The organism is Niallia sp. Sow4_A1, from assembly GCF_052116745.1.
GTDB classification, from domain to species: Bacteria; Bacillota; Bacilli; order Bacillales; family Cytobacillaceae; genus Niallia; species Niallia hominis.
In genome coordinates, this window is sequence record NZ_JBQKKM010000002.1 from 161231 (window position 1) to 182853 (window position 21623).

At 33.3% G+C, this 21623-nt stretch carries 18 protein-coding genes; 9 read left to right on the plus strand and 9 right to left on the minus strand.

Annotation, left to right across the window (positions count from 1 at the left end; translation table 11 throughout):
• Positions 1-7: 7 nt before the first annotated feature.
• From ACTQ5K_RS01975 to ACTQ5K_RS02005, 7 genes are all read right to left on the minus strand, one after another.
• Positions 8-1600: a recombinase family protein gene (locus ACTQ5K_RS01975; RefSeq protein WP_441993391.1), complete on the minus strand. Its 1593-nt coding sequence runs from the start codon at positions 1598-1600 to the stop codon at positions 8-10.
• 238 nt (positions 1601-1838) lie between these two features.
• Positions 1839-3323 carry a recombinase family protein gene (locus ACTQ5K_RS01980; RefSeq protein WP_441993393.1) on the minus strand — a complete coding sequence of 495 codons (1485 nt, stop codon included), beginning with the start codon at positions 3321-3323 and terminating at the stop codon, positions 1839-1841.
• 249 nt (positions 3324-3572) lie between these two features.
• A complete protein-coding gene (locus ACTQ5K_RS01985) occupies positions 3573-4979 on the minus strand; it encodes a recombinase family protein (protein ID WP_441993395.1) in 1407 nt (468 codons plus the stop codon).
• The gene (locus tag ACTQ5K_RS01990; protein WP_441993397.1) at positions 4951-5142 is read right to left on the minus strand and encodes a hypothetical protein; all 192 of its coding nucleotides are present in this window, start codon (positions 5140-5142) and stop codon (positions 4951-4953) included. The genes ACTQ5K_RS01985 and ACTQ5K_RS01990 overlap by 29 nt, the downstream gene beginning before the upstream one ends.
• Before the next feature lie 65 nt (positions 5143-5207).
• Positions 5208-5339: a hypothetical protein gene (locus ACTQ5K_RS01995; protein ID WP_441993399.1), complete on the minus strand. Its 132-nt coding sequence runs from the start codon at positions 5337-5339 to the stop codon at positions 5208-5210.
• Positions 5326-5484 carry a hypothetical protein gene (locus ACTQ5K_RS02000; RefSeq protein WP_441993401.1) on the minus strand — a complete coding sequence of 53 codons (159 nt, stop codon included), beginning with the start codon at positions 5482-5484 and terminating at the stop codon, positions 5326-5328. The genes ACTQ5K_RS01995 and ACTQ5K_RS02000 overlap by 14 nt, the downstream gene beginning before the upstream one ends.
• On the minus strand, positions 5481-5642 hold the full coding sequence (locus tag ACTQ5K_RS02005) for a hypothetical protein (protein WP_441993403.1): 162 nt from the start codon (positions 5640-5642) through the stop codon (positions 5481-5483). The genes ACTQ5K_RS02000 and ACTQ5K_RS02005 overlap by 4 nt, the downstream gene beginning before the upstream one ends.
• A gap of 320 nt (positions 5643-5962) precedes the next feature.
• Between ACTQ5K_RS02005 and ACTQ5K_RS02010 the strand changes: the two genes are divergently transcribed.
• From ACTQ5K_RS02010 to ACTQ5K_RS02045, 8 genes are all read left to right on the plus strand, one after another.
• Positions 5963-7438: a type I restriction-modification system subunit M gene (locus tag ACTQ5K_RS02010; RefSeq protein ID WP_441993405.1), complete on the plus strand. Its 1476-nt coding sequence runs from the start codon at positions 5963-5965 to the stop codon at positions 7436-7438.
• Entirely contained in the window at positions 7425-8612 is a 1188-nt protein-coding gene (locus ACTQ5K_RS02015; protein WP_441993407.1) for a restriction endonuclease subunit S, read from the plus strand. Before ACTQ5K_RS02010 ends, ACTQ5K_RS02015 begins: the two co-directional genes overlap by 14 nt.
• Before the next feature lie 48 nt (positions 8613-8660).
• A complete protein-coding gene (locus ACTQ5K_RS02020) occupies positions 8661-12005 on the plus strand; it encodes a DEAD/DEAH box helicase family protein (RefSeq protein ID WP_441993409.1) in 3345 nt (1114 codons plus the stop codon).
• Between the two features lie 203 nt (positions 12006-12208).
• On the plus strand, positions 12209-13078 hold the full coding sequence (locus ACTQ5K_RS02025; protein WP_441993411.1) for a Swt1 family HEPN domain-containing protein: 870 nt from the start codon (positions 12209-12211) through the stop codon (positions 13076-13078).
• A gap of 277 nt (positions 13079-13355) precedes the next feature.
• Positions 13356-14396 carry a nucleotidyltransferase domain-containing protein gene (locus tag ACTQ5K_RS02030; RefSeq protein ID WP_441993413.1) on the plus strand — a complete coding sequence of 347 codons (1041 nt, stop codon included), beginning with the start codon at positions 13356-13358 and terminating at the stop codon, positions 14394-14396.
• The gene (locus ACTQ5K_RS02035) at positions 14396-16228 is read left to right on the plus strand and encodes a ThiF family adenylyltransferase (protein ID WP_441993415.1); all 1833 of its coding nucleotides are present in this window, start codon (positions 14396-14398) and stop codon (positions 16226-16228) included. Before ACTQ5K_RS02030 ends, ACTQ5K_RS02035 begins: the two co-directional genes overlap by 1 nt.
• Complete coding sequence (locus ACTQ5K_RS02040; RefSeq protein ID WP_441993417.1) at positions 16152-16706, plus strand: Mov34/MPN/PAD-1 family protein; 555 nt, start codon at positions 16152-16154, stop codon at positions 16704-16706. The genes ACTQ5K_RS02035 and ACTQ5K_RS02040 overlap by 77 nt, the downstream gene beginning before the upstream one ends.
• A 196-nt stretch (positions 16707-16902) precedes the next feature.
• Positions 16903-17964, plus strand: a complete 1062-nt coding sequence (locus ACTQ5K_RS02045; protein WP_441993419.1) for an SAVED domain-containing protein — start codon at positions 16903-16905, stop codon at positions 17962-17964.
• Between the two features lie 292 nt (positions 17965-18256).
• On the opposite strand, the gene ACTQ5K_RS02050 is transcribed toward ACTQ5K_RS02045, so the two are convergent.
• On the minus strand, positions 18257-19687 hold the full coding sequence (locus ACTQ5K_RS02050; RefSeq protein ID WP_441993421.1) for a hypothetical protein: 1431 nt from the start codon (positions 19685-19687) through the stop codon (positions 18257-18259).
• A 648-nt stretch (positions 19688-20335) separates the two neighbouring features.
• Here ACTQ5K_RS02050 and ACTQ5K_RS02055 point away from each other — a divergent pair.
• A complete protein-coding gene (locus ACTQ5K_RS02055; protein WP_441993423.1) occupies positions 20336-20644 on the plus strand; it encodes a hypothetical protein in 309 nt (102 codons plus the stop codon).
• 225 nt (positions 20645-20869) lie between these two features.
• Here ACTQ5K_RS02055 and ACTQ5K_RS02060 read toward each other — a convergent pair whose 3' ends face one another.
• Positions 20870-21613 carry a recombinase zinc beta ribbon domain-containing protein gene (locus tag ACTQ5K_RS02060; RefSeq protein ID WP_441993425.1) on the minus strand — a complete coding sequence of 248 codons (744 nt, stop codon included), beginning with the start codon at positions 21611-21613 and terminating at the stop codon, positions 20870-20872.
• Positions 21614-21623: the final 10 nt, after the last annotated feature.

Below are 21623 nucleotides of genomic sequence, written 5' to 3' on the forward strand. Positions count from 1 at the left end.
TGGTTGCCTATTCTCGTTCTTCGAAAGGATTTACGAAGTTGTAATGAATTCGTAGATTACCTTCTATGCTACAGGTTATTTTATTCACCAACGAGTGCAAGATTGAAGGAGTTAAATCATCTAGTAATGAAACGTCTTTAAGCTTCTTGCCTAAATCAATTGTATAGTTCTCACTTTCACACTCTTCAAGCCTTTCTTGATACTCAATCTTGGCTGTTTCGAGTTCAGCTACTTCCTGATCTATCTGCTTTCTATATTCAACCAGTTCTTCTCGAGATATAATTTGGTCAGCATACATATCAAGGTAATCTTTCTTTCTAGAACGTAATTTCTTTGCTTTATTTTCGATTTTTGTCAGCTCATTTTTAAACAGAGTTTTTTTCTGATCAAGCCTCGTTTGTAGGCTTCTTAAGAACTCATCATCTTGAATGGATTTAAATAGCTCGCGTAAATCTTCGGTGATTATGTGTTTTAGTTCTTTTTCTCGGATAACTACTCGATTTTCACAGAAAGCATCTCCGTGTTTAATATTGCCGCCACACCTATAACCTTTTTGATTAGCTTTGAACCACATTCCCTTTTGGCAATGTTCACAGAACAAAACATTTGTAAATAAATGTTTTTTAGGAGCTGTACTTGTACGTGTTCTTGTTTGAAGCATCTTTTGGACAGCCTGGAAAGTATCTTTCGCGATGATTGGCTCGTGAGTGTTCTCTTGGATTGTAGTTTGGTCTTCGCCAAGAACCCTTCGCTTTGTTGTTGTAACCGAAACAGTTTCAGTTCTGTTCTGAACAAGATCACCACAATAATGTTGATTGTTTAAAATGTTCTTTATTGTGGATGCGTGCCATAAAGGTGATGCATTAGACTTTCCTGCAATTTGAGAAGGAGTTGCAATTCTTTCAGCTGTGAAAGTTTTGGCAATTGAATCCATTCCTTTACCATCGAGGTATTCTCTAAAGATCCGTTTAACAATTTCCGGTGTATTATCGTCACGAATTCTCAGCTTACCGTTGTCTGAGTAGTATCCATAAGGTGGATTGGAACCTACAAATAAACCTCTTTTAGCTTTTGTAAGTTTGGCAGCCTTATTTCTTCGGCTGCTATTTGCTGACTCATTTTCATACAACCAAGCAAAAAGACCAAAATTTTGTACGTCCCCGGTAATTGTATTAATAGAGTTATCAAGGCAGACAATATGAATGTTATTAACTAAGCAGGTATCTCTTAATTCGTAAGACAATCTGCCGTTTCTAGCTAATCTGGAAAGTTCCTTAGCTAATATCACATCATATAAACCAGCCTTACCGTCTTCAATTAGTTTCTTTAAGCCGGGACGGTTCCCTTTTGTTCCTGATTGCTTGTCAGTATAGATCTCTACGATCTCCCAATTATTCTGGGCAGCATAATTTCGAAATAGATCGATCTGGTTATCGATAGAAGTTCTTTGTGTCTCCAGATCAGTGGAAACACGAGCATAAATTGCACATCTCAAAACACGATCACCACCATAAGTAGTAAAGTAATGAGATGTTGGTGGGTTTGTATGCATAGTATTGACCACATTCAATGGTCTTATCTGAGTTGCTAATGAATTCATTGTGAAGTCTCCTTACTGTTCATTTATCTATGTATAAATTTCGATATTCCGTCCATACTAATAATAATTTTTCGGTAATCCGTCCGTAATGGTATACCAATCTGGACAAAGTACCGAACAAGCCTTTAACGAAACCCCTAATTATAGGGGTTCTGGTTAAAGTTAATAAAGGCGGTATTTTTGGAACAGCTAACTGTTCGGTTTTTTGTCCATTGAACATCATTTACATTTCGGTATTTCATCCACTAAGTGAATCAATAAGGTCGGAGAAAATATTTTGTTTGAAATGCAATTCCGCCTCCTTGTCAGTAGAGAGAACAAGACAGTCTACAAAATACAGGATGATTAGTCTTTTTTCATCTGATCCTAATCGATGGTCTAGTATTTCATTGAATCTAGGAAAGAACTGATCCATTTCCACAAGTTGATAATTACGCTCTAAGGTTTCTAGGCAGCTTGTGTATTCTTTCAAAGAATATTTATGTTGTTTGATAAACTCCATAATTTTAAGTTCAAGTTCTCGATCTTCTAGATTTCTTGCTAACATTAATTTTTCTTCGAGTTTTTGTAAGAGATTTTGATTTGAATCAATAGTTGATTCAACTGCTTCACTCATTTCTTCAATAAAAGCCAATGTCTTAGGTTTTATCTGGGTTGTTGAAATTGAGTTCTTTACACGATTTAGTATTTTTGGGATAAACTTGTCGTGAAGATCTTGGGTGCCAACTTTATATCCGCAGCTTTTACATACATAGTATTGATAGTCGTATTTGGAACCATTTCTTTTAGTAGAGCCATTCTGTGTGCTTAAAGACTTATTGCAATGTCTGCATTTCACTTTGTTTAAAAATAAAAAAGGTGTATCTATCCGGCCGAATGTTTTTTGCAAATGATTGTTTTGTTTAATTAATTGAGGCAGGAATTTGTTGATGATAGGTTGATGTGATTCTTCAAAAATGAATTTCTTTTGCCCATCATCATTCCTCTTATGTACATTCCAAATTAATTTACCTGTATAAACTGGATTTTTAAGTATGTTTTCAACTGTGCTAGACCGCCATATACCGCCTTTTGGAGAAGGAATCTCTGCTTCATTTAAAAATGTAGCTATTTTTTGTAAGGATTTCCCCCAGCTTGACAGGAAAAAAATAAAAGATACAATTTCAGCATTTTCATTGGGTTCCAAATGTTGTTGGTGTTTTTGTTTTTTTATCTGGTTATATCCATAAGGAGTTTTTGATCCGGGTCTAAATGTTTCTTTACTTTCTAAAAAAGTTGTTAAATTACCTACTGCACGCTCAGATTTTACTTCTGATTCGTGTTGAAATAACAAGAAATTCATTTTGATACTAGTATCTTCAAGATCAAGAGGTTTATTAAAATCTGTTGTGTAGATCTCAAGTTCCGGGAGCTTTGCTAGCATTGGGCGATAAAAATCAATAGTGAATGAATAACCAGTACGATCCATACGAGAAATATCGTGGAAAATAACGGTTGGTATATTCATTTCAACCATTTTCTCGCCCAGTTCCATTAATTTTTTCCGTTGAGCTGCACGTTTGGAATATGCACTTGTAACGTCTTCGATGTAAATCAGATGATCAGGGACAGATAGTTGATTCCGCTTTGCGAATTCTTTAATATGCTGTTTCTGGATTTCAACACTGTTATTTTCTTGTTGTTTATATGAGGAACGGCGAATATAAGCAAACGAAATTCTCAAGATTAACTATCTCCTTTCACGTTGTTAAAATGGATGAGGTTGTTAACAAATCTCTGATCAACACAGTATTGGTATAGTATAATCCCGTAACTTTTTCTGTAAATGGGTTCAATAATATCCACAGGGTTAAAATTGTTAAGAACAAATTCCTGAGTTTTCGATTGTAGACTAATTAGTTTATTGGACAAAAATTTTGTTTTTGTTTTTTCTCATTTCTATTGACCCCGATCCTAGAATAAGCAAAACATTTCATAATAACTTCTCTCCTTTTAGTACATATTGAGTCTGTAAATCTGAAAGGTAATCAAATTTATTAACCACAAGGTTTACCTCATTCGGATAAACATATAATTTCCCTAACAGCATTGAAACAAGAAAATAAGGGTTTGATTTTCTGCATTTGTGTAGGTAATCTTTGACCATTCTCACCAAGGTTTCATTTTCAAATAATAGAGCCTGTTTTTCTTCTATTTGGTTAAGGAAGTCGATTTGTGTCTTTTCTAATTTAGTTAATTCAACATAGTGAGGATGCTGTCTCCAATGAGTAAAATCATCAGTCTCTAAAATGACTTTCTCCATCACACTATGTTTTTTTAATTCCAATGATCTTAGTTCTGCATTCACATTTTTGTGAATTAAATGGAAGAAATGCCTTGAATCCTTAAGAAGTAGTTCTGTATCTAGGTGCTCAATGATTTTCTCTAGAGATTCGGTAATAATTAGAATTAAATCTTCTGTTTCTATTAAAGTTTTTGAATGTTTTCGTGAGCAGGAATACCAGGCTTTTTCAGTAGGAATATCCATATGAAATTTCATCGGTTTTCTACAAATCCCGCAACACACATCGTAAATATCTTGATTGATTAAAGACCGCTCAATATCTTGATAAGATAAAAGTAAGTTATTGTGAGCTTGCAACTCTTTGAAGTCCTCATACGTTAAATAAGGCTCTATATGTGAGAGTTTGTTCTTTCCGTTTGTTAAGTCAAATCCGGCATAAAAAGGGTCCTTAGCAATTTTTAATAGTTGCTTTGTAGTAGTTTTAAGGATTCTTTTATATTCGTTTAAAGTAACTTCTAAATTTTCAAGAGAAGTAATTCCTTTAATTGCTGAAAAGAATTGGAGTAATGCATCCTTTTTACTTGGATCCTTAATGTACTGCTTGGTCTCTTTTAGTTTTATGTATCCAAGTTTACGAGGGGGATATCTTTTTCTCGCTTCTTCAGTTCGCCTCGCAATGTTCTTTCCCTCAACATCACTTACAATGTTCATAACTCCCTCAAGAAGTGTGCTATCTGTTGCCTGCTGATGTCCGGGTGATGTAAAGAAGATATCCACGTTATGTTTTTTGCACAGAGAAACAAAATAATTTGACTCATAAAAGTCGCGGAACAATCTCGTACGGTCAAAGGCGTAAACAATTTCAACTTGATTATTAATAATTAAGTTGATGAGTTTTTTCATCTGTGGCCGTTGCTCAATGTTCAATTTGTTAGCGGAAACTCCATCTTCGTTCAAAATTAAGATCTCTTTATCTATGTACTTTTCTCTGTACAAAGCATCAGCAGATTCCTGCATAGCTAAATCTTGCGTGATGGTACTAACTCTGCGAAAAAATACCTTGTATTTAATTTTGCTTTGTATTACTTGAACCACTGTCCTCTCTTCCCTTCAATATATTTTGATAAAGTAACTTCGCTTGTAATCTATGATGAACGTCTAATTGCTCGACAATTATTCGCTGGATTAAATGCTGCATCCAAATATCTGCTATAGGGTTCATCTCAGATTCCGTTTGAATATTAATTTTCTTCCGCATAAACACACCTCCGTTTTTCATCTTTGACGGAAAGGGGTGTGTTTTATACGGTTAAGAGTAAATTCTTATGATTCAAGGTCATCAAATACAAAATCAAATCTTAGCTGTACAGATTCTTCTGCATCAGTGTCCTTAACAAATATTTTGATAATTCCTTTCTCCTGACCGGGGAAAAACTTAATGTTATCTTCTTTCATTGTTTATACCTCCAGATTTATAGGCTAGAAATTGTTCAAGTAGAAATGGTGATAAGTAGCCTTCCTCCTGAAGCCTTACTAATTTTTCTGTTAGGTTATTAGAATCTAATCTCTTTAATTGAAAATCTTGTTCTGTATGTCTCAAGCACATTCACTTCCTATCTGATCTTTCTTATCTATTAGAGTTTTTTCATAAGCTGGTTGATCTAACATTCTTTCTAACTCAGTAACTAATAAATCTTGGATAATAGTCCTTGCATTAAGGGCATTTGCTTGAGATGCGTAATAGCGTGTAACTTTCAAAGTTCTCTCCCCTTGTTCTATTGATGTATGGTAAGAAATAAGAAGTAACTTAAGCTCAATACTTATTCTTGTATGTAAGTGTTATATTATTGGCTAAATTACTGCTGAATTTCTCGCTTTAAAATTTTCAAACGGATTATATTCTTTAATTTTTTTGAAAACCAAGGTTTTGGAGAAAAAAATAAAAAAAATTGAATTTAGGTAAAAAGAACTATATGTATGGACGGTAGTAGTGGGTTTACCATTATATTTCCAAGAAGAGATATAGTATAATAGAACTTACATATGCTTATATGATTCTTAATTTATGAGGTGTAATAATGATTACGGGAGAATTGAAGAATAAAGTAGATAAAGTCTGGGAGACATTCTGGACAGGTGGGATAACAAATCCTTTAACTGTTATTGAGCAGTTTACATATTTGTTGTATATCAAGGGCCTAGATGATAACGAAAAGAAAAAAGAAATGGATGCAGAACTTTTAGGAATAGAACACGAAGGAATTTTCCCAGAAGATAAGCCACAATTGCGTTGGTCTATTTTTTCTAATATGGGACCGGACGAAATGTTTAATGTGGTATCCCAGGAAGTTTTCCCTTTTATCAAAGGCCTTGGTGGAAAAGGTTCTGTGTACTCTAAATTTATGAAGGATGCTATTTTTGTAATGCCGACACCTTCTCTCTTAGCAAGAGTAGTAGCAGGAATAAATGGATTAATGCAAGCCAGTAATACAGATGGTAAAAAGGATACTCTAGGTGACTTATATGAGTATTTACTTTCAAAACTTGCAACAGCTGGTACAAATGGTCAGTTTAGAACCCCACGTCATATCATTGATATGATTGTTAATTTGATGAAGCCAACGCCTGAAGACATTATCGTGGATCCAGCAGCGGGGTCAGCAGGATTTCTTGTTTCTGCTGGAGAGTATTTAAAAGAAAATCACAGTGATATGTTCCTGGTCCAAAGTCTGAGAGAGCATTTCAATCAAAGAATGTTTCACGGATTTGAAATGGATGGGACTATGCTTCGTATCGGGGCAATGAATATGATGTTGCACGGCGTAGATAATCCAAATATTGCTTATCGTGATAGTTTATCAGAACAGAATAAAGATACTGAACAATATACTCTAGTATTGGCAAATCCACCATTTAAGGGTTCTTTAGATTACGAGTCTGTTGCAAACGATTTATTAAAAATTACTAAAACAAAGAAAACCGAACTTTTATTCTTAGCACTTTTCTTAAGAATGTTAAAAAAAGGCGGACGTTGTGCATCAATCGTTCCTGACGGTGTCCTATTCGGAAGTTCAAATGCTCATAAGTCTATTCGGAAAGAAGTAATAGATAATCATAAATTAGAAGCTATAATATCTATGCCATCAGGAGTTTTTAAGCCATATGCAGGAGTCTCTACAGCAATAATGATTTTCACAAAAACAGATGCTGGTGGAACAGATAATGTTTGGTTCTATGATATGAAATCTGACGGATATTCACTAGATGATAAACGTATTCCTATAGAGTCTAATGATATACCAGATATTTTAGCTAGGTTTGAAAATTTAGAAAATGAAACGAATAGAAAACGTACCGAACAATCATTCTATGTACCTGTTGACGATATCCGCAAAAATGGCTACGACTTATCAATTAACAAGTATAAAGAGATTGTATATGAGGAAGTTGAGTATGAATCCCCCAAAATTATCATTAATAAGATTAAGGATTTGGAGAATGAAATTAATACCGGTATCAATGAGTTGGGAGCATTATTAAATGAACAAATATAAAGTTTACGATCTTTTAGTAAATGTGATTAGTGGTGAATGGGGGAATGAACTTAACGGAAAAGAAGGCGTAAAAGTTATTAGAACTACTAATTTTACAAATATCGGTAAATTAGATTTAGAAAAAGAAGTTGTTACCAGAGACATAGATGAAAAAAAAATTGAACAAAAGAAATTACAGTATGGAGATATTATTATTGAAAAATCAGGTGGGTCTCCTGACCAACCTGTTGGAAGGGTTGTCTTTTTTGATATTAAGGATGATATATATCTGTGTAATAACTTCACAAGTATTCTTAGACCAAATAATTCAATCGTTTATAACAAATATCTATTTTACTATTTGTTTTACCTTCATCAAATGAGGAGAGTATTAAAATTCCAAAATAAAACTACTGGGATAATAAATTTAAAGTTAGATGACTACCTTAAGAAAACAGATATTGAATTACCAAGTATAGAGGATCAAGAAAGATTAGTAAGTTTATTAGAACGTAGCTCGAAACTTATTGATTTAAGAAAATCACAAATTTTAGAATTATCCTCTCTTACTCAAAGTGTATTTTTAGAAATGTTTGGAGATCCAATTGTTAATAAAAACAATTGGAATGTAAAAAAACTAGGAGAACTTTGTACTGTTGTTAGAGGCGGCTCCCCAAGACCAATTAATATGTATTTGGGCGGCACTGTACCTTGGATAAAAATTGGAGATGCCACTCTAGGGGATAGTATATATCTGAAGAGTACCAAAGAGAAGATAATAGAGGAAGGTATAAGAAAAAGTAGGTTAGTACCCAGTGGTAGTTTAATTTTTGCAAACTGTGGTGTAAGCTTAGGCTTTGCAAGGATTATAACTTTTGATGGGTGTATTCACGATGGATGGCTAGCATTTGAAAATATTACAAAAAATATTGATAAAATCTTTTTGTTAAAACTATTAAATTTTTATACTAATTATTTTAGACAAACGGCACCTGATGGCACACAACCCAATTTAAACACTTCAATAATGAAAGAATTTGGAGTTATAGTACCACCGATCGAATTACAGAAAAAATTCGTAGATATTCTCTTTGAAATTGAAAAGCAAAAAACTCTAATAGAAAACAGCCTTAAAGAACTTCAAAATAATTTTCAATCTCTTCTACAACAAGGCTTTAAAGGTATATTGGTTTAAAGTAACCTCAAGTAAAGTAATTTGTACAGTTCTTTAGGGGGAGATACCTTGTTAAGTAATTTTGAGTTTTTACGAGTAAAAGATCAGTTTAAAAGTTTTACAAAAGCTTGCTTGGAGGCTGAAAAAAGCCTTCAGGTAAGTCCTGCTACGTGTGCAATCTTAACTCGTCGTGCATTGGAACTATCAGTTAAGTGGTTGTATGCATCAGATAGTGAGTTAAAGGTACCCTATCAGGATAATTTATCTAGTTTGATTCACGAACCTACATTTAAGTCAATTATAGATGAAGATCTTTTCCCATTAATGAAATACATCATTAAGCTAGGCAATGTGGCAGTTCATACTAATTCTTCTATAACAAGGGATGAAGCTGTATTAGCATTACATAACCTTCATCAATTTGTTGATTGGTTAGATTATTGTTACTCTGATAATTATACTGAATCAGAGTTCAAAGAAGAGCTTCTTTTAACTGGAGACGAGCCGAGAAGAAGATCTGAAGAATATAAAGAGTTATATGAAAAGTTGAGTTCCAAAGACCGAAAACTTGAGGATTTGATGCGTGAAAATGAGGAAATGCGTAAGGTCTTAACTGATAAACGTATTGAAAACACCGAACAATACAATTTTCAAGTTGACGAAATTTCTGAACTCCAAACCAGGAAGATCTACATTGATTTAGAACTTAAGTTAGCTGGTTGGGAGTTTGGAAAAAATGTTATTGAAGAATATCAAGTTTCCGGTATGCCGAACAGTCAAAATATAGGATTTGTGGATTACGTTTTACTTGGTGATAATGGGAAACCTATAGCAGTCGTGGAAGCGAAGAAAACCTCCTATGATGCTAATAAAGGAAAGCAGCAAGCTAAATTATATGCCGACTGTATTGAGCAAATGCACGGTCAAAGACCGATTATCTTCTACACAAATGGCTTTGATATTCGCCTATGGGATGATGTGAATTACCCTGAGCGGAAAGTATCTGGATTTTATACTAAGTCCGATCTTCAACTCTTAATTGATCGGAGGACAATACAAAGACCATTAGTGGATGTTGAAATTAAAGAGGAAATCTCAAACCGTTATTATCAAAAAGAGGCTATCCTTGCTGTTTGTGAAGCTATTCAGTCAAAACAACGAAAAGCACTCTTAGTTATGGCTACTGGAAGCGGAAAAACAAGAACGGCTGTATCCCTGGTTGATGTATTGGTAAGACATAACTGGGTGAAAAATGTGTTGTTCCTAGCGGATAGAACGGCTTTGGTATTACAAGCAAAGAAAAACTTTAATAACCTTCTCCCAAGTATGACTCTTTGCAATTTGCTAGATAACAAAGATAACCCAGAACTAAGCCGGATGGTATTTTCGACCTATCCAACGATGATGAATGCCATTGATGATACAAAACGAAAAGACGGTAATAAACTTTTTACTGTTGGCCATTTTGATTTAATAATCGTTGATGAAAGTCACAGGAGTATATACAAAAAATATCGTGCAATCTTTGAATATTTTGATGGCATCTTATTAGGGTTAACAGCTACTCCAAAAGATGAAATTGATAAAAATACTTACGATATTTTCGGCTTAGAAACCGGTGCTCCTACTTATGCATACGAACTTGAACAAGCAGTAAAAGATGGTTATCTAGTAGAATACCGAACGTTTGAAGCGTATTCAAAAATTTTAGATGACGGTCTTCGATATGATGAGTTATCTGATGAAGAGAAAGAGCATTTTGAAGATACCTTTAATGATGAAGAAGGCGAAGAGATAAGTAACTCTGCTGTAAACCAGTGGTTGTTTAATGACAATACTATCGATCAAGTTTTAAATGACCTAATGGAGAAAGGAATTAAGGTTGAAGGTGGAGATAAACTAGGTAAGACAATTATCTTTGCTAATAATTCCAAGCACGCAAAACGTATCGTTGAACGTTTTAACCATATATACCCACAATACAATGGAAAATTTGCGGCTCAAATTGATTATAAAGTTGATTATGTTCAAACTCTTATTGATGATTTTTCAACAAAGGATAAATTTCCTCAGATTGCAGTATCTGTAGATATGTTAGATACAGGGGTAGATATTCCTGAAGTGGTCAACCTGGTATTTTTCAAAAAGGTTCGATCAAAGTCTAAATTCTGGCAGATGATTGGCCGTGGTACTCGCCTATGTCCAAATCTTTTTGGAGTCGGTGAGGATAAAGAGTACTTTTTAATTTTTGATTATTTAAGAAACTTTGAGTTTTTTAGAGAAAATCAAAAAGGAATTGAAGGGAAACTTTCAGTTGGGTTAACTGAACGGATCTTTAATTTGAAGGTAGATATTATTAAAGAACTTCAGGTAATCGATTTTCAGGAAGAACCTTATATTCGACACCGTAAAGAATTAATTGAAGATGTGTATCAAGAGATTAGTCGGCTTAATGATGAAAACTTCCAAGTAAGAATGCATCTACAGTATGTTCACAAATATAAAAACCGAGAGAACTGGCAAGCTCTTAGTGTAACGAATGTAAGTGAAATTCAAGAGTATATCTCTCCATTAATTATTTCAATAGTGGATGATGAACTAGCAAAGCGATTCGATAGTGTAATGTATTCCATTGAACTTGCCAAACTAACAGCAAAGAATGCAGCTAGGCCAATTAATAGTGTAGTTCAGACAGCCGAAGAGCTTTCTAAGTTAAGTACCATCCCACAAGTTAATGCTAAAAGAGACATTCTTTTGAAGGTTCAGACAGATGTATTTTGGGAAGAAGCCAATATTTTTGAACTTGAAGAGGTTCGTGAAGCAATACGTGAGTTGGTTAAATTCCTAGAAAAAGAAAGCCAAAAAGATTATTACACTAACTTCAAGGATAACTTTACTTTAATTGGTGAAGATGAAGCTCCTTTTTATGGCTCAAATGACCTGCAAAATTACCGCAAGAAGGTAAATCAATACTTGAAAGAACATCAAGATCAAACAGCGATTTATAAATTGCGATATAACAAACCACTTACCAGACAAGATGTAGAAACTCTTGAAGGAATTCTGTGGAATGAACTTGGAACCCAGGATGACTATAAAAAAGAGTTTGGTGATACCCCGATTGCAAAACTCGTTAGACAAATAGTAGGTCTTGACCAACAGGCAGCTAATGAAGCATTTTCGGAGTTCTTGAATGAAGAAAAGTTAAATGTTAATCAATTACGATTTGTTAAACTCATCATTGATTATGTTGTCAAAAATGGAACTCTTGAAAAGAAAGTATTACAGGAAGATCCATTCCGGGCTCTAGGCAGCGTAACGGAACTGTTTAGAGATAACATTGATGATGTAAAAGGTATAATACGTGTTATTGACACCATTAACCGTAATGTTGAGGATTATGAAGGAGCTTAATATATTAACAATAACTCTAAGCAAAGGACCATAGGGTCCTTTGCTCGTAAAAAAGAGGATTAGTATTGTTCGTTAGACCTATATAAAGTAAATCTTTTTTATCCGACTTTTAATTTATTAGTAAGTAATTTTCTCGTTGGTACAGATCAGTTGAAGGTTCTTCAGGAATGAGTTCTTTCTATAAGAAATTGAGGGGGAAAACAATGTCATTTACATATAACTTGCCTTTTAGCAATGAGAGATTGTTAGATGGAATAATTTTATCTCTCAAAAGAAAACAGGAGGCTGAAGTAGCACATCTATTAAGAGGAGCAAGCCTATCTATAGAAACAGGTGGATATTCTTTTTATGATGGTGGTTGGGGAAGATCTAATGCAATGGCTACCTCTATTTATTTATATGTCAATCCAGTCAACATTGAGGGCTTGGATAGTGATGAAACTAAAGAATTATTAAGATTAACTTGCGATAAGTTAATACCAGCAGAAGTGGGTTTTGATGTAAAAAGAATAATAATAGAAATTGATTTAACAAAGGATTTTGAAGTTGAAGATGATTTAATTTCAGATTTAGAAAAACAATCAGATAGGATTTCCGGTAAAATATTATCGAAAATTCTTCCGGCTGATATTAAAGAAAAAGGATATTATATGGCAGAGGTTTATACTTATCTTTATGCAGTAGAAAATTCTTTAAGGATCTTCATAGAACAAGTCTGTAAAGAAAAGTATGGAGATAATTATTTTGATGAAATCAATGTTCCTAAAGCCCTTAGAAATACCATAACAAATAGAATTGAAAAAGCTAATGCTAACAAATGGTTAAGTATTAGGGGAGAATCTAAACTTTTTTATTTAGATTTTAAAGATTTAGGTTCCTTGATTGATAATAACTGGGATGTATTCAATAAGTATTTTCCTAGTAGAGATTTTATAATACCTAAAATTGATGAAATGGCGGAGTGTAGAAATTTGATTGCACATAATAGCCTTGTTGAGGAAACAGAAAGAAGTGTAATAAAAACTTACTATAATGTAATTTTAAAGCAGATTACAAAGGGTTTACAAGGGTAAGTCTATTTATTTCTAGCCTTATATTCGTCAGTAATAAGTATGGAATATAATAGATGGTTTTTTATACAAATAATTTACTAATTTATTATGAAGCAAATGATATTACATCTTTATTTTTTAAGGGAACGATCTTATCAGAATTGTTCCTTTTTTTAATGGTCTTGCAAATACAGTACGGATGGTATATATTTCTGTACTCATAAAATATAGCGAACATCCATTCTTTTTATATGGTATAATTTAGGTAAATATATAGAAGGTTTTAGGAGGGATTGATTTGGCAGATTGTAGATCTCAGTTCAACAAGTTTCACGATAATATCAAACTCAAAGAAGAAAATGAGATTTTAAAAGACAAGAGAGATATCATTATTAAAAAGCTTAATGAAAAATTACCAGAGGAAACAGATTATGAATTCAGCGTTTTTACCCAGGGTTCTTATGCGATGCATACCGGAATTAAACCGCTAGATGATGATTACGACATTGATGTGGGTTTATATTTCGATATGTCTAAAGATGACGTAGATCCAATCGCAGCCAAACAGTGGATTCTTAATGCCCTTGAAGGACATACAAAAGATGTGAAGATAAAGAAGCCTTGTGTAACTGTTACTTATACGGCTGGGTACCACGTAGATGTTACTGTTTATGCAGCAAATAACAGCGATGGAAAAGTATATCTTGCAAAGGGAAAACCTTCTAGTAATGCAGTGGATAAATATTGGGATGAATCAAATCCAAAGGATTTAATTAAAACAATAAAAGAAAACTTGTCTGATGAAAACGACCGAAAGCAATTTAGAAGAGTTGTACGATATCTAAAGAGGTGGAAGGACAATGAATTCACATCTGTAAATGGTAAGCCCACAGGTATTGCACTAACTTCTTGCGTCTATCATTGGCTAGATATTCAAAAAGAGACAGATTTGTTTGATGGCAAAACAACATACAAGGATTTAGATGCATTGATAAACATTGTCTCTAATATGATCTCTAAATTTGTGAACGAGTATGTATTAGTAGATGGTGAATATAAATTTATGCCTAGATTAAGAGTGTACCTTCCAGTTGATCCGAAACCAGAGTTATTCGAAAAGATGACTTCTAAGCAGATGAAAACTTTTAAAGAAAAGTTAGAAGAACTATTGGCATCATTAGATGAGGCAAAAGGAAAAACGGACCCTACTGAAGCAGCGGAAATATTACAAAAGCAGTTTGGAGACGATTTTCCTGTCCCGACTAAAGCATCGACGGGTAAAAAGGCTATGGCGGCCGCTGTTATTACTAGTTCTGAGTCTGCGAGTGAGAAGGGTTAATGAAAATAAACCTAGAAGAAATTAAAGCAGAATTAGATGTGATTGACCAAGACATAATCAGTTCGTTTACCATTTTGGACGAGGTAGATATGAAAAAATATTCTGGGTGTACAAGCCTAGCAGAGATAGAAGTTGAGATTTGCGGGGAGTCTGCTGTATTAACAGTTGGCTTCCCTAAAAATTTTCCTAACGAGATTCCAAAATTTTATGATAGTAAAGATCTGTTTGGGGAAATTCCTCATAAATTAGCTAATGGTTATATGTGTTTCACTAGAAGTGAGTCCCTTCTTATAGATGTAAGGTACCCATCTTCGATTCTATTAAACTGTTTAGAAAAGGTTATAAAGTTGATAGAAGCAGGTGTTAGAGGGGAAAACATAGACGACTTTGTAAAAGAGTTTGAAGTATATTGGGGTGGAGCTCTGACCATATATGCTCATATCGATACAACAGAGATGATGGTAAGAGAATTGGATCTATGGAGCACAAAAGTAGATAAAAAATTTCTTAAGGTAGCTGCTGAAAAAACAGAAAAGTTAGAAGAAACAATTAATACTGTTTTTGGTTTGAATGTAAAAAATGCAACTAAGTACAGATGTTTATACATTCCCTTAAAAGAAGGAACTTTTTTATTGCCACCTTTAAATAGTGAATGGAGCTTTGCAGAATTAAAGGATAATATATTCTCTAATCTGTCAGAGGAAAATAAAAAAGAGTTTAACCGAATTGTGAGCAGGCCGGTAAAAGATGTCCACCCTATTTTTGAGTATATGATTGTCGGTTTGCCTAATTCAAATGGGAATGTTTCGTTATTTGGTTGTGGGTTAGATGGGAATGTTATTAATCTTAATTCATTTAAGAAAAAAAGCAAGGTTAAGAAACAAATACATCCGTTTGTTTTAAAACCTAAAGATACTAATTTGTATCCAGCTAAAATTAAACGGTGGCATCCTGAATATCTCCTAAACAGAACTGGTGGGAATCGTAAGCTGAAGGATAAACACATATTAATTGCTGGAGTAGGTTCAGTAGGTAGTGAAGTTGCTATGCGTTTCGCAAAAGCGGGCGTAAAAAAGTTATCATTGGTTGATTTTGATGATATGGCATTTGAAAATGTTCATCGACACGTACTTGGGATTGATCAAGTTTTTCTTGCTAACGATGAACTTTTCTATGACTGTCCAAAAGTATGGGGTTTGAAATCAGAAATAAATAGAAAATATCCATTTACTGAGGTTGAAACACACTTGAAAAACATCTTCACTGTTATGGATGAAGTCAGAATAAGCAAGAGTGATATTGATTTAATTGTTATTGCTATTGGTTCCCCTAACAATGAAATGAGGATTAACGAGAGACTGTTCGAACTTCCTGATCCACCACCTACAATTTATACTTGGGTTGAACCTCTCGGAATAGGAGGCCATACCCTAGTCACATTAAATGGGGAAAAAGAAGGATGTTACCAGTGCTTATTTAAAGCTGATGAGGAATCACCTATATATAACCGCTCGGCTTTTGCTCAACCAGGACAAGAATTTTCTAAAACAATAACAGGTTGTGGTTCGGTATTCACCCCTTATAACTTTTTAGACAGTGAGCGTTCAGCTATGTTAACAGTGGAGACAGGTATAAAGGTGTTGATGGGAAAAATAATGGGGAATCCCTTGTTATCTTGGAAGGGTGAGGATGATCTTTTTAAGGAATATGGTTATAAAACAACTATCAGATACACTTTTTCCAGTGAAGAGTTAGATGAAAGAAAAAGTTTTTACAAAAATGATAACTGTTCAGTATGTTCCAATGAAGGAGTGGATATGCATCGACAGTAATAACGAAGAAGTTTATTTATTACCGGATAATAGAATATTGTATATCCGACCAGAAGCGATAGAAAAAATGTTTAAATACAAACAGTTGAGATGGACGGATAAAGAAGCTGGCGGAATACTGATCGGAAGAATACTAGAGGAAGATAATAATATCATAATAGATGATGTATCTGAACCAATGCCAACAGACAAAAGAAAAAGAACTCGCTTCAGTAGAAAACCTGATGGGCATCAAGAGTATATGAATGAAGCATTTGAAAGAGAAAAAGGATGTTGCTTCTATCTTGGGGAATGGCACACTCATCCTCAAAGTATACCAGTTCCTTCAACTATCGACCGGAAAGATTGGAAACGATTATTAAAAGTGGAATTTGAATCTGGATGTCTATTCTTTGTAATAGTAGGTACATATGAATTAAAAGTTTGGTACGGTGACGGGGAAGATACGACCGTAGTTGAACTAAAGAGGAGGGTATGAAATTGACTTCAAGTTCAGAGAGACCTAAAAAACAAGAAGGTGGCTACATAAATCACCCAATACAATAAATAGAAGAAAGAAAAAGTATCATTATTGATATTCAATATAATTGCTAACACATTGCCAAATTAATTGGTGATGTGTTTAAGGATTTTCGATACTTGATTTTTCAAATGAATCGGAAAGGTTGAGGTTATTGAGCTGGGATTTACTTACTATTGTTATATTTTTAGCAGGAGTTATATTTCTGTTTATTAAAACAAAGAGTCGACAGATCGAATTTGGATTTTCAGTGAATTTCATCACGACTGGGCTTGCTTTAATAACAGATTCTTTCGGAAGTGCTTCTGCCGAGCTTTTTTCCTTTTTAAGAGATGAGGAACTAGATACTAACTATGTCCAACTTGGTACCGGATCGGTGTTGATTGTCATTGGGATATGGATGTCTCACTATGTTAAAAACAAATTAACCATTTTAAATTTGTTAGGGGTAAAAGAAAGAAGAATTGAGGAACATAGGACTGATGTTGGTTTAAATCAGTTTGAATTCAAGGAACGTGAAATCGATTTAAGTTATTATGCTAAAAAAGGAATGAATCAGGAGAGATACGATGATGTTACTGAATTAATTGGAATAAAAATGGAATCCTTTTGTGCGGAAAACAAAGATGTCAAAAAAGGTTATTCTGGGAACGCTCCAATTCCACTTACGATGTATGCCGGATATCGATATAAAGGAAATCCAACAACAGATTTTTTTGAATATCATCGCTTTGATCAGAAGTATTACAAGTTGCAAAATGCCAATCGTTGGTATAGAAAGAAAAAACGATATCCGGAATTGTCATTACAGCAACCCATTGACAATATGAATCTATCAGAAGTGGAAGAAGTTGTACTGGGGGTAAGTGTAACAATGCCTATAACACCAGAACAGGTACAACAATTTAACGTACCTTTTGTCCATTTATCTCTTCCAGAACCTGTGCATAATGCAATTCAATATGAGGAACAGCTGTACGAATATGTCCAAGCCATTTTCAAAACAATCTTGGAACTTGGGTATAAACCAAGCATTAAAAGGATTCATTTGGTCATTTCTAGTCAAAGCTGCCTTCCTTTTGAGTTGGGGAAACAATTGACAACGGAATCCTATATGAAGGAAGTCATTAATTATCATTATGTGAATGATTCGATTCCTCGATATATGTGGGGAATTTCTTTCAATAGTCAAGGAACTAAATTTATACAAGGTTAATGAACCTGGGGGGAATTAACAGTGAGCTGTATGTTTTGAGCACAAAGCATTCCAAAGTTTTTGGCTTTTTAACTAACCTCCTTTTTCGCTCAATATTCATTCGGAAAGACTCCCTTACTAGATTTGGAACATATCAATTGTATTATCTTAGGTTTTTTAAGTATCTTTACAAAAGTACAAGTAGGTTTTTCTACCCAACATAGGCATTGATAAACTTATCAAAATGACTCCACTCTTTAAAGAGTAGAGTCATTTATTTAGATAAACAAAAGTTCATTTCTGTGCATTGTATTTAGTACAAATCTTTTTCATAATCATTATAAGGAACACCATCTTCGTCATATTCATCCCAAACCGATCTAAAATCTAAGTAATCATATTGTGAGCCATTGTCATTACTTTTAGCAATATCTTTCCTATACATCTGAATATCTATTTCTTCGAACAAATAGTGATAATTACTATTAAGATGTACATCTGATAATAAGTCAATAGTTAAAGGTTTAATAGAATAATAGACATCATTTACAAACATTTTGTAATCTAGTTTTCCTATTGCACACATATAAAAATCATCTATTTTGAAAAATTTCACTTCTTCAGCACAGTCCAATCTAAGGTATGCTTCATTAACATCTAATAATAAAAAATCTTTTAGTAGTGTGAATTTGTATGTTTGTCTAGTACCATTTTTATTTTTAAACCCATTTTTAACTATCGCTCCATTCTGATTCAGGAAAAGTTCTGGTATTTCGTAAAATTCCTCCATTGTGGAATTACTTTCATCTAATTTGTTATAAAAAAAGCATTTATCCTTATGTTCAATGGTTGCTATTTCGTATCTTTTAGTCCGTATTGCCACTGAATCGTTTGTATATTCATATATTTTTTTAGTGCTAGTATTAATAAAACTAGAATCACCATCTGGGTAGGTATATTGATAGTGTTTACTAAAGGCTTCTACTTCTGTATGGCGATTCCACGAATCGTATTTATATTCTAATTTAAAGTAATAAGGAGATTCTCCTTCGACTTTCTGTTCCCGTAATAATAAAGAATTATTATCATTATAGGTAAATGTTATAGTTGTTAATAAAACTTTATTTTTGAATATTTGTCTTGATATTATTTTACCATTAAGATTAAATAATCTAACTTCCTTGTAACCATTAGAAGCATTAATTTCTAATTTATTCTCTTCATCTTTAAATATAAAATCTATTTTTATATTTTTGTTATAAATCACTTTAGAGATTCGATTAGTTGAGTTATTATATTCAATTTCATAATTTCCTGTCATCCCAGTCTTATGTGTATTGACGGATTGCTGAATAACTCTTTCATAATTATCAAAAACTTGTAAATAAGTAAAAATCGGGCTTAAGGTATAATTACCTCTTCCATCCCAGTTTTTCCTATTTATTTCTTTTTTTACTAATATATTATTTTCATTAAATTCGTAATGATATAATTCCTCTGAATTATGTATTTCAATTCCTTTATGACCATTATTTTTATAAAAAACTTTTGTATATGCGTACCCAAACTCATCGTCTTGAAGATATGTTAGCCTGTCTTGTGCATCAAATTTATAATAGTCTGTTGAATAATTTGAAATTATGTCCAACAACGTTTTTCTCACAGTTATTGCTGGATCTCGGAAACTCTTCCTTTCTGTGTATTCACCTCTGTATTCTGATAAAAATGATTTTGTAATACTCACAAAAAACACTTCCTTTAGATTTATTACTTTATTCTATTATCCTTTAAATTGAGTTTTAATTCTAGTTTGTTTTTGTTTACAATCTTCCATTCTTAATTTAACAAAACCAACAATCTTATAATTTGCTATCTATAAGTTATGATATAGGATTGGTCTTATATAGAAGGAAATGACCAAAGTGATTGGAGTTAAAGTAAAATATGAAGCAAAAAGGGTCTTGAATATATAGTTAGAGCAGAGACAAATAATAAGTACTGCTTATAAGCAAAGGTAAATTGAAAACTGTGGACTAAAGCTTTGGAAATTTTCAATAATAGAATGGATACTTTTGAAGAATTGATCGCCAATTTAACCAATGAAGATTATCAATTCGTTGAGGAGAAAGTATTCTTGTGGTTTTTGATTGGTAAATTGCTAACTTTCACTAAAGTCTTTCCCTTGTTCTTCAATAAATTTAATGAGATTATAACCAAAATTTGTAATAAGACCTTCTTCGGATGAAATAGGTTCATTACAAAAGCTGTCGTTTCAATTAAAACTAGTAGTTCTAATTTGTCTCAAAAGACTGGTTGAGGAAGCGGTTTACAGCTGCATCGCTGGTCATATATTTGAAATGGAGCCAAAAAGATTTTTAAAACAACAAAAAACTTGTCCCATATTGCAATCGATAAAGAAATTAATCGTAAAGGTTCTGACTATAAAGCATTCTTACGACAAGTTAAGGAGCTTAATGGGGGAAAATGTGAACTAATAGGAGATACAAACAATATAGATGTAGATCATCTATACAGTATGCGAAAATACCCAGAATTTAGCTATAACCAGAAGAATGCAGTTATATTAAATAAGAATCTTCACAAAGAATACCATCGTAGATTTTCTCCATATAATACTTATTCTTTCACGTTTCTTGCGTGGTTGCATTGGTTGCGTGATGAAAAGAAACTAGAAGGTTAGGAATATTATGAAAGATATAGAAATAGAAATTAAACAGAAAAGGGCGAATACGACAGTAACACGGAAACCTAGATTAATCCAAAAATTAATTACTAATCTCAAGCGTTAGATAATTTTTGAGCTTATACGACATTAAGAATGTTGATAAACCCACCAACATCCATTGTGTTGTCAATTACAGTCCACACATGTTGAATGTGTGTCGCAGATGGTTTTGAGGGAGAATTAACTAGGTGAAATTGAAAATCGATAAGTAATCATAGGAATACCGTGATTATCTACCTCAATCCGCTCAACAAAGTGATGGAGTATTTCCTCCGTTACCTCATGAAGCGGTAAAAAGCTGCTAATGGGATTCCGAAGTTTTTCAATACGTCCTAAAAATTCATCATGTCGGAGTGAGGCTTCAAGCCCACTCCTTTTAATATTTAATTCATTTATCCTTTCTTGATTATCATCAGCAACTTCTCGATATTCTTCATGGGTGATTTGTTTTTCTGCAAGCATCTCAAGGTAGCGTTTCTTTTTTCCTTTAGAAGCTTTAATCTCATTTTCAATGTTGTTTAATAACTGAGCAACTTGCTTTTGTTTCTTTAGAGTTTCTTCTGCAAGGGTATTCAAGTATTCCTTATCGTTAATAACTTGAGCCATTTTTTTAATATCAGAAAGGATTGTTTCTTTTAAATCCTTTTCTTTTATTGTTCTTTGAGTGCAAGCAATTTTTCCATGCCGAGCGTAACTCCCGCAAATGTAGCCAGTTCGATTTTGCCTATACCACATACCTGTTCCACAATCAGAGCAATATAGGACATTTGTAAAAATATGTATTTTTACCTTCGTATAATTTTTCTTGCGACTTCTCATTAGCTCGTGTGCGGTATCAAAGGTTTCTTGCGAAATGATTGCCTGATGTGTATTTTTTACAACAATTTGGTTTTCTTCAGGAATACTGTGCCTTCGGGTTGTCACTGTGACTTAA

Excerpts from the sequence above, each read along its gene's own strand:
- ACTQ5K_RS01975 (WP_441993391.1), bottom strand. The coding sequence starts at position 1,600 with ATGAATTCATTAGCAACTCAGATAAGACCATTGAATGTGGTCAATACT.
- ACTQ5K_RS01990 (WP_441993397.1), bottom strand. The coding sequence starts at position 5,142 with ATGCGGAAGAAAATTAATATTCAAACGGAATCTGAGATGAACCCTATA.
- ACTQ5K_RS01995 (WP_441993399.1), bottom strand. The coding sequence starts at position 5,339 with ATGAAAGAAGATAACATTAAGTTTTTCCCCGGTCAGGAGAAAGGAATT.
- ACTQ5K_RS02010 (WP_441993405.1), top strand. The coding sequence starts at position 5,963 with ATGATTACGGGAGAATTGAAGAATAAAGTAGATAAAGTCTGGGAGACA.
- ACTQ5K_RS02015 (WP_441993407.1), top strand. The coding sequence starts at position 7,425 with ATGAACAAATATAAAGTTTACGATCTTTTAGTAAATGTGATTAGTGGT.
- ACTQ5K_RS02025 (WP_441993411.1), top strand. The coding sequence starts at position 12,209 with ATGTCATTTACATATAACTTGCCTTTTAGCAATGAGAGATTGTTAGAT.
- ACTQ5K_RS02035 (WP_441993415.1), top strand. The coding sequence starts at position 14,396 with ATGAAAATAAACCTAGAAGAAATTAAAGCAGAATTAGATGTGATTGAC.
- ACTQ5K_RS02040 (WP_441993417.1), top strand. The coding sequence starts at position 16,152 with ATGAAAGAAAAAGTTTTTACAAAAATGATAACTGTTCAGTATGTTCCA.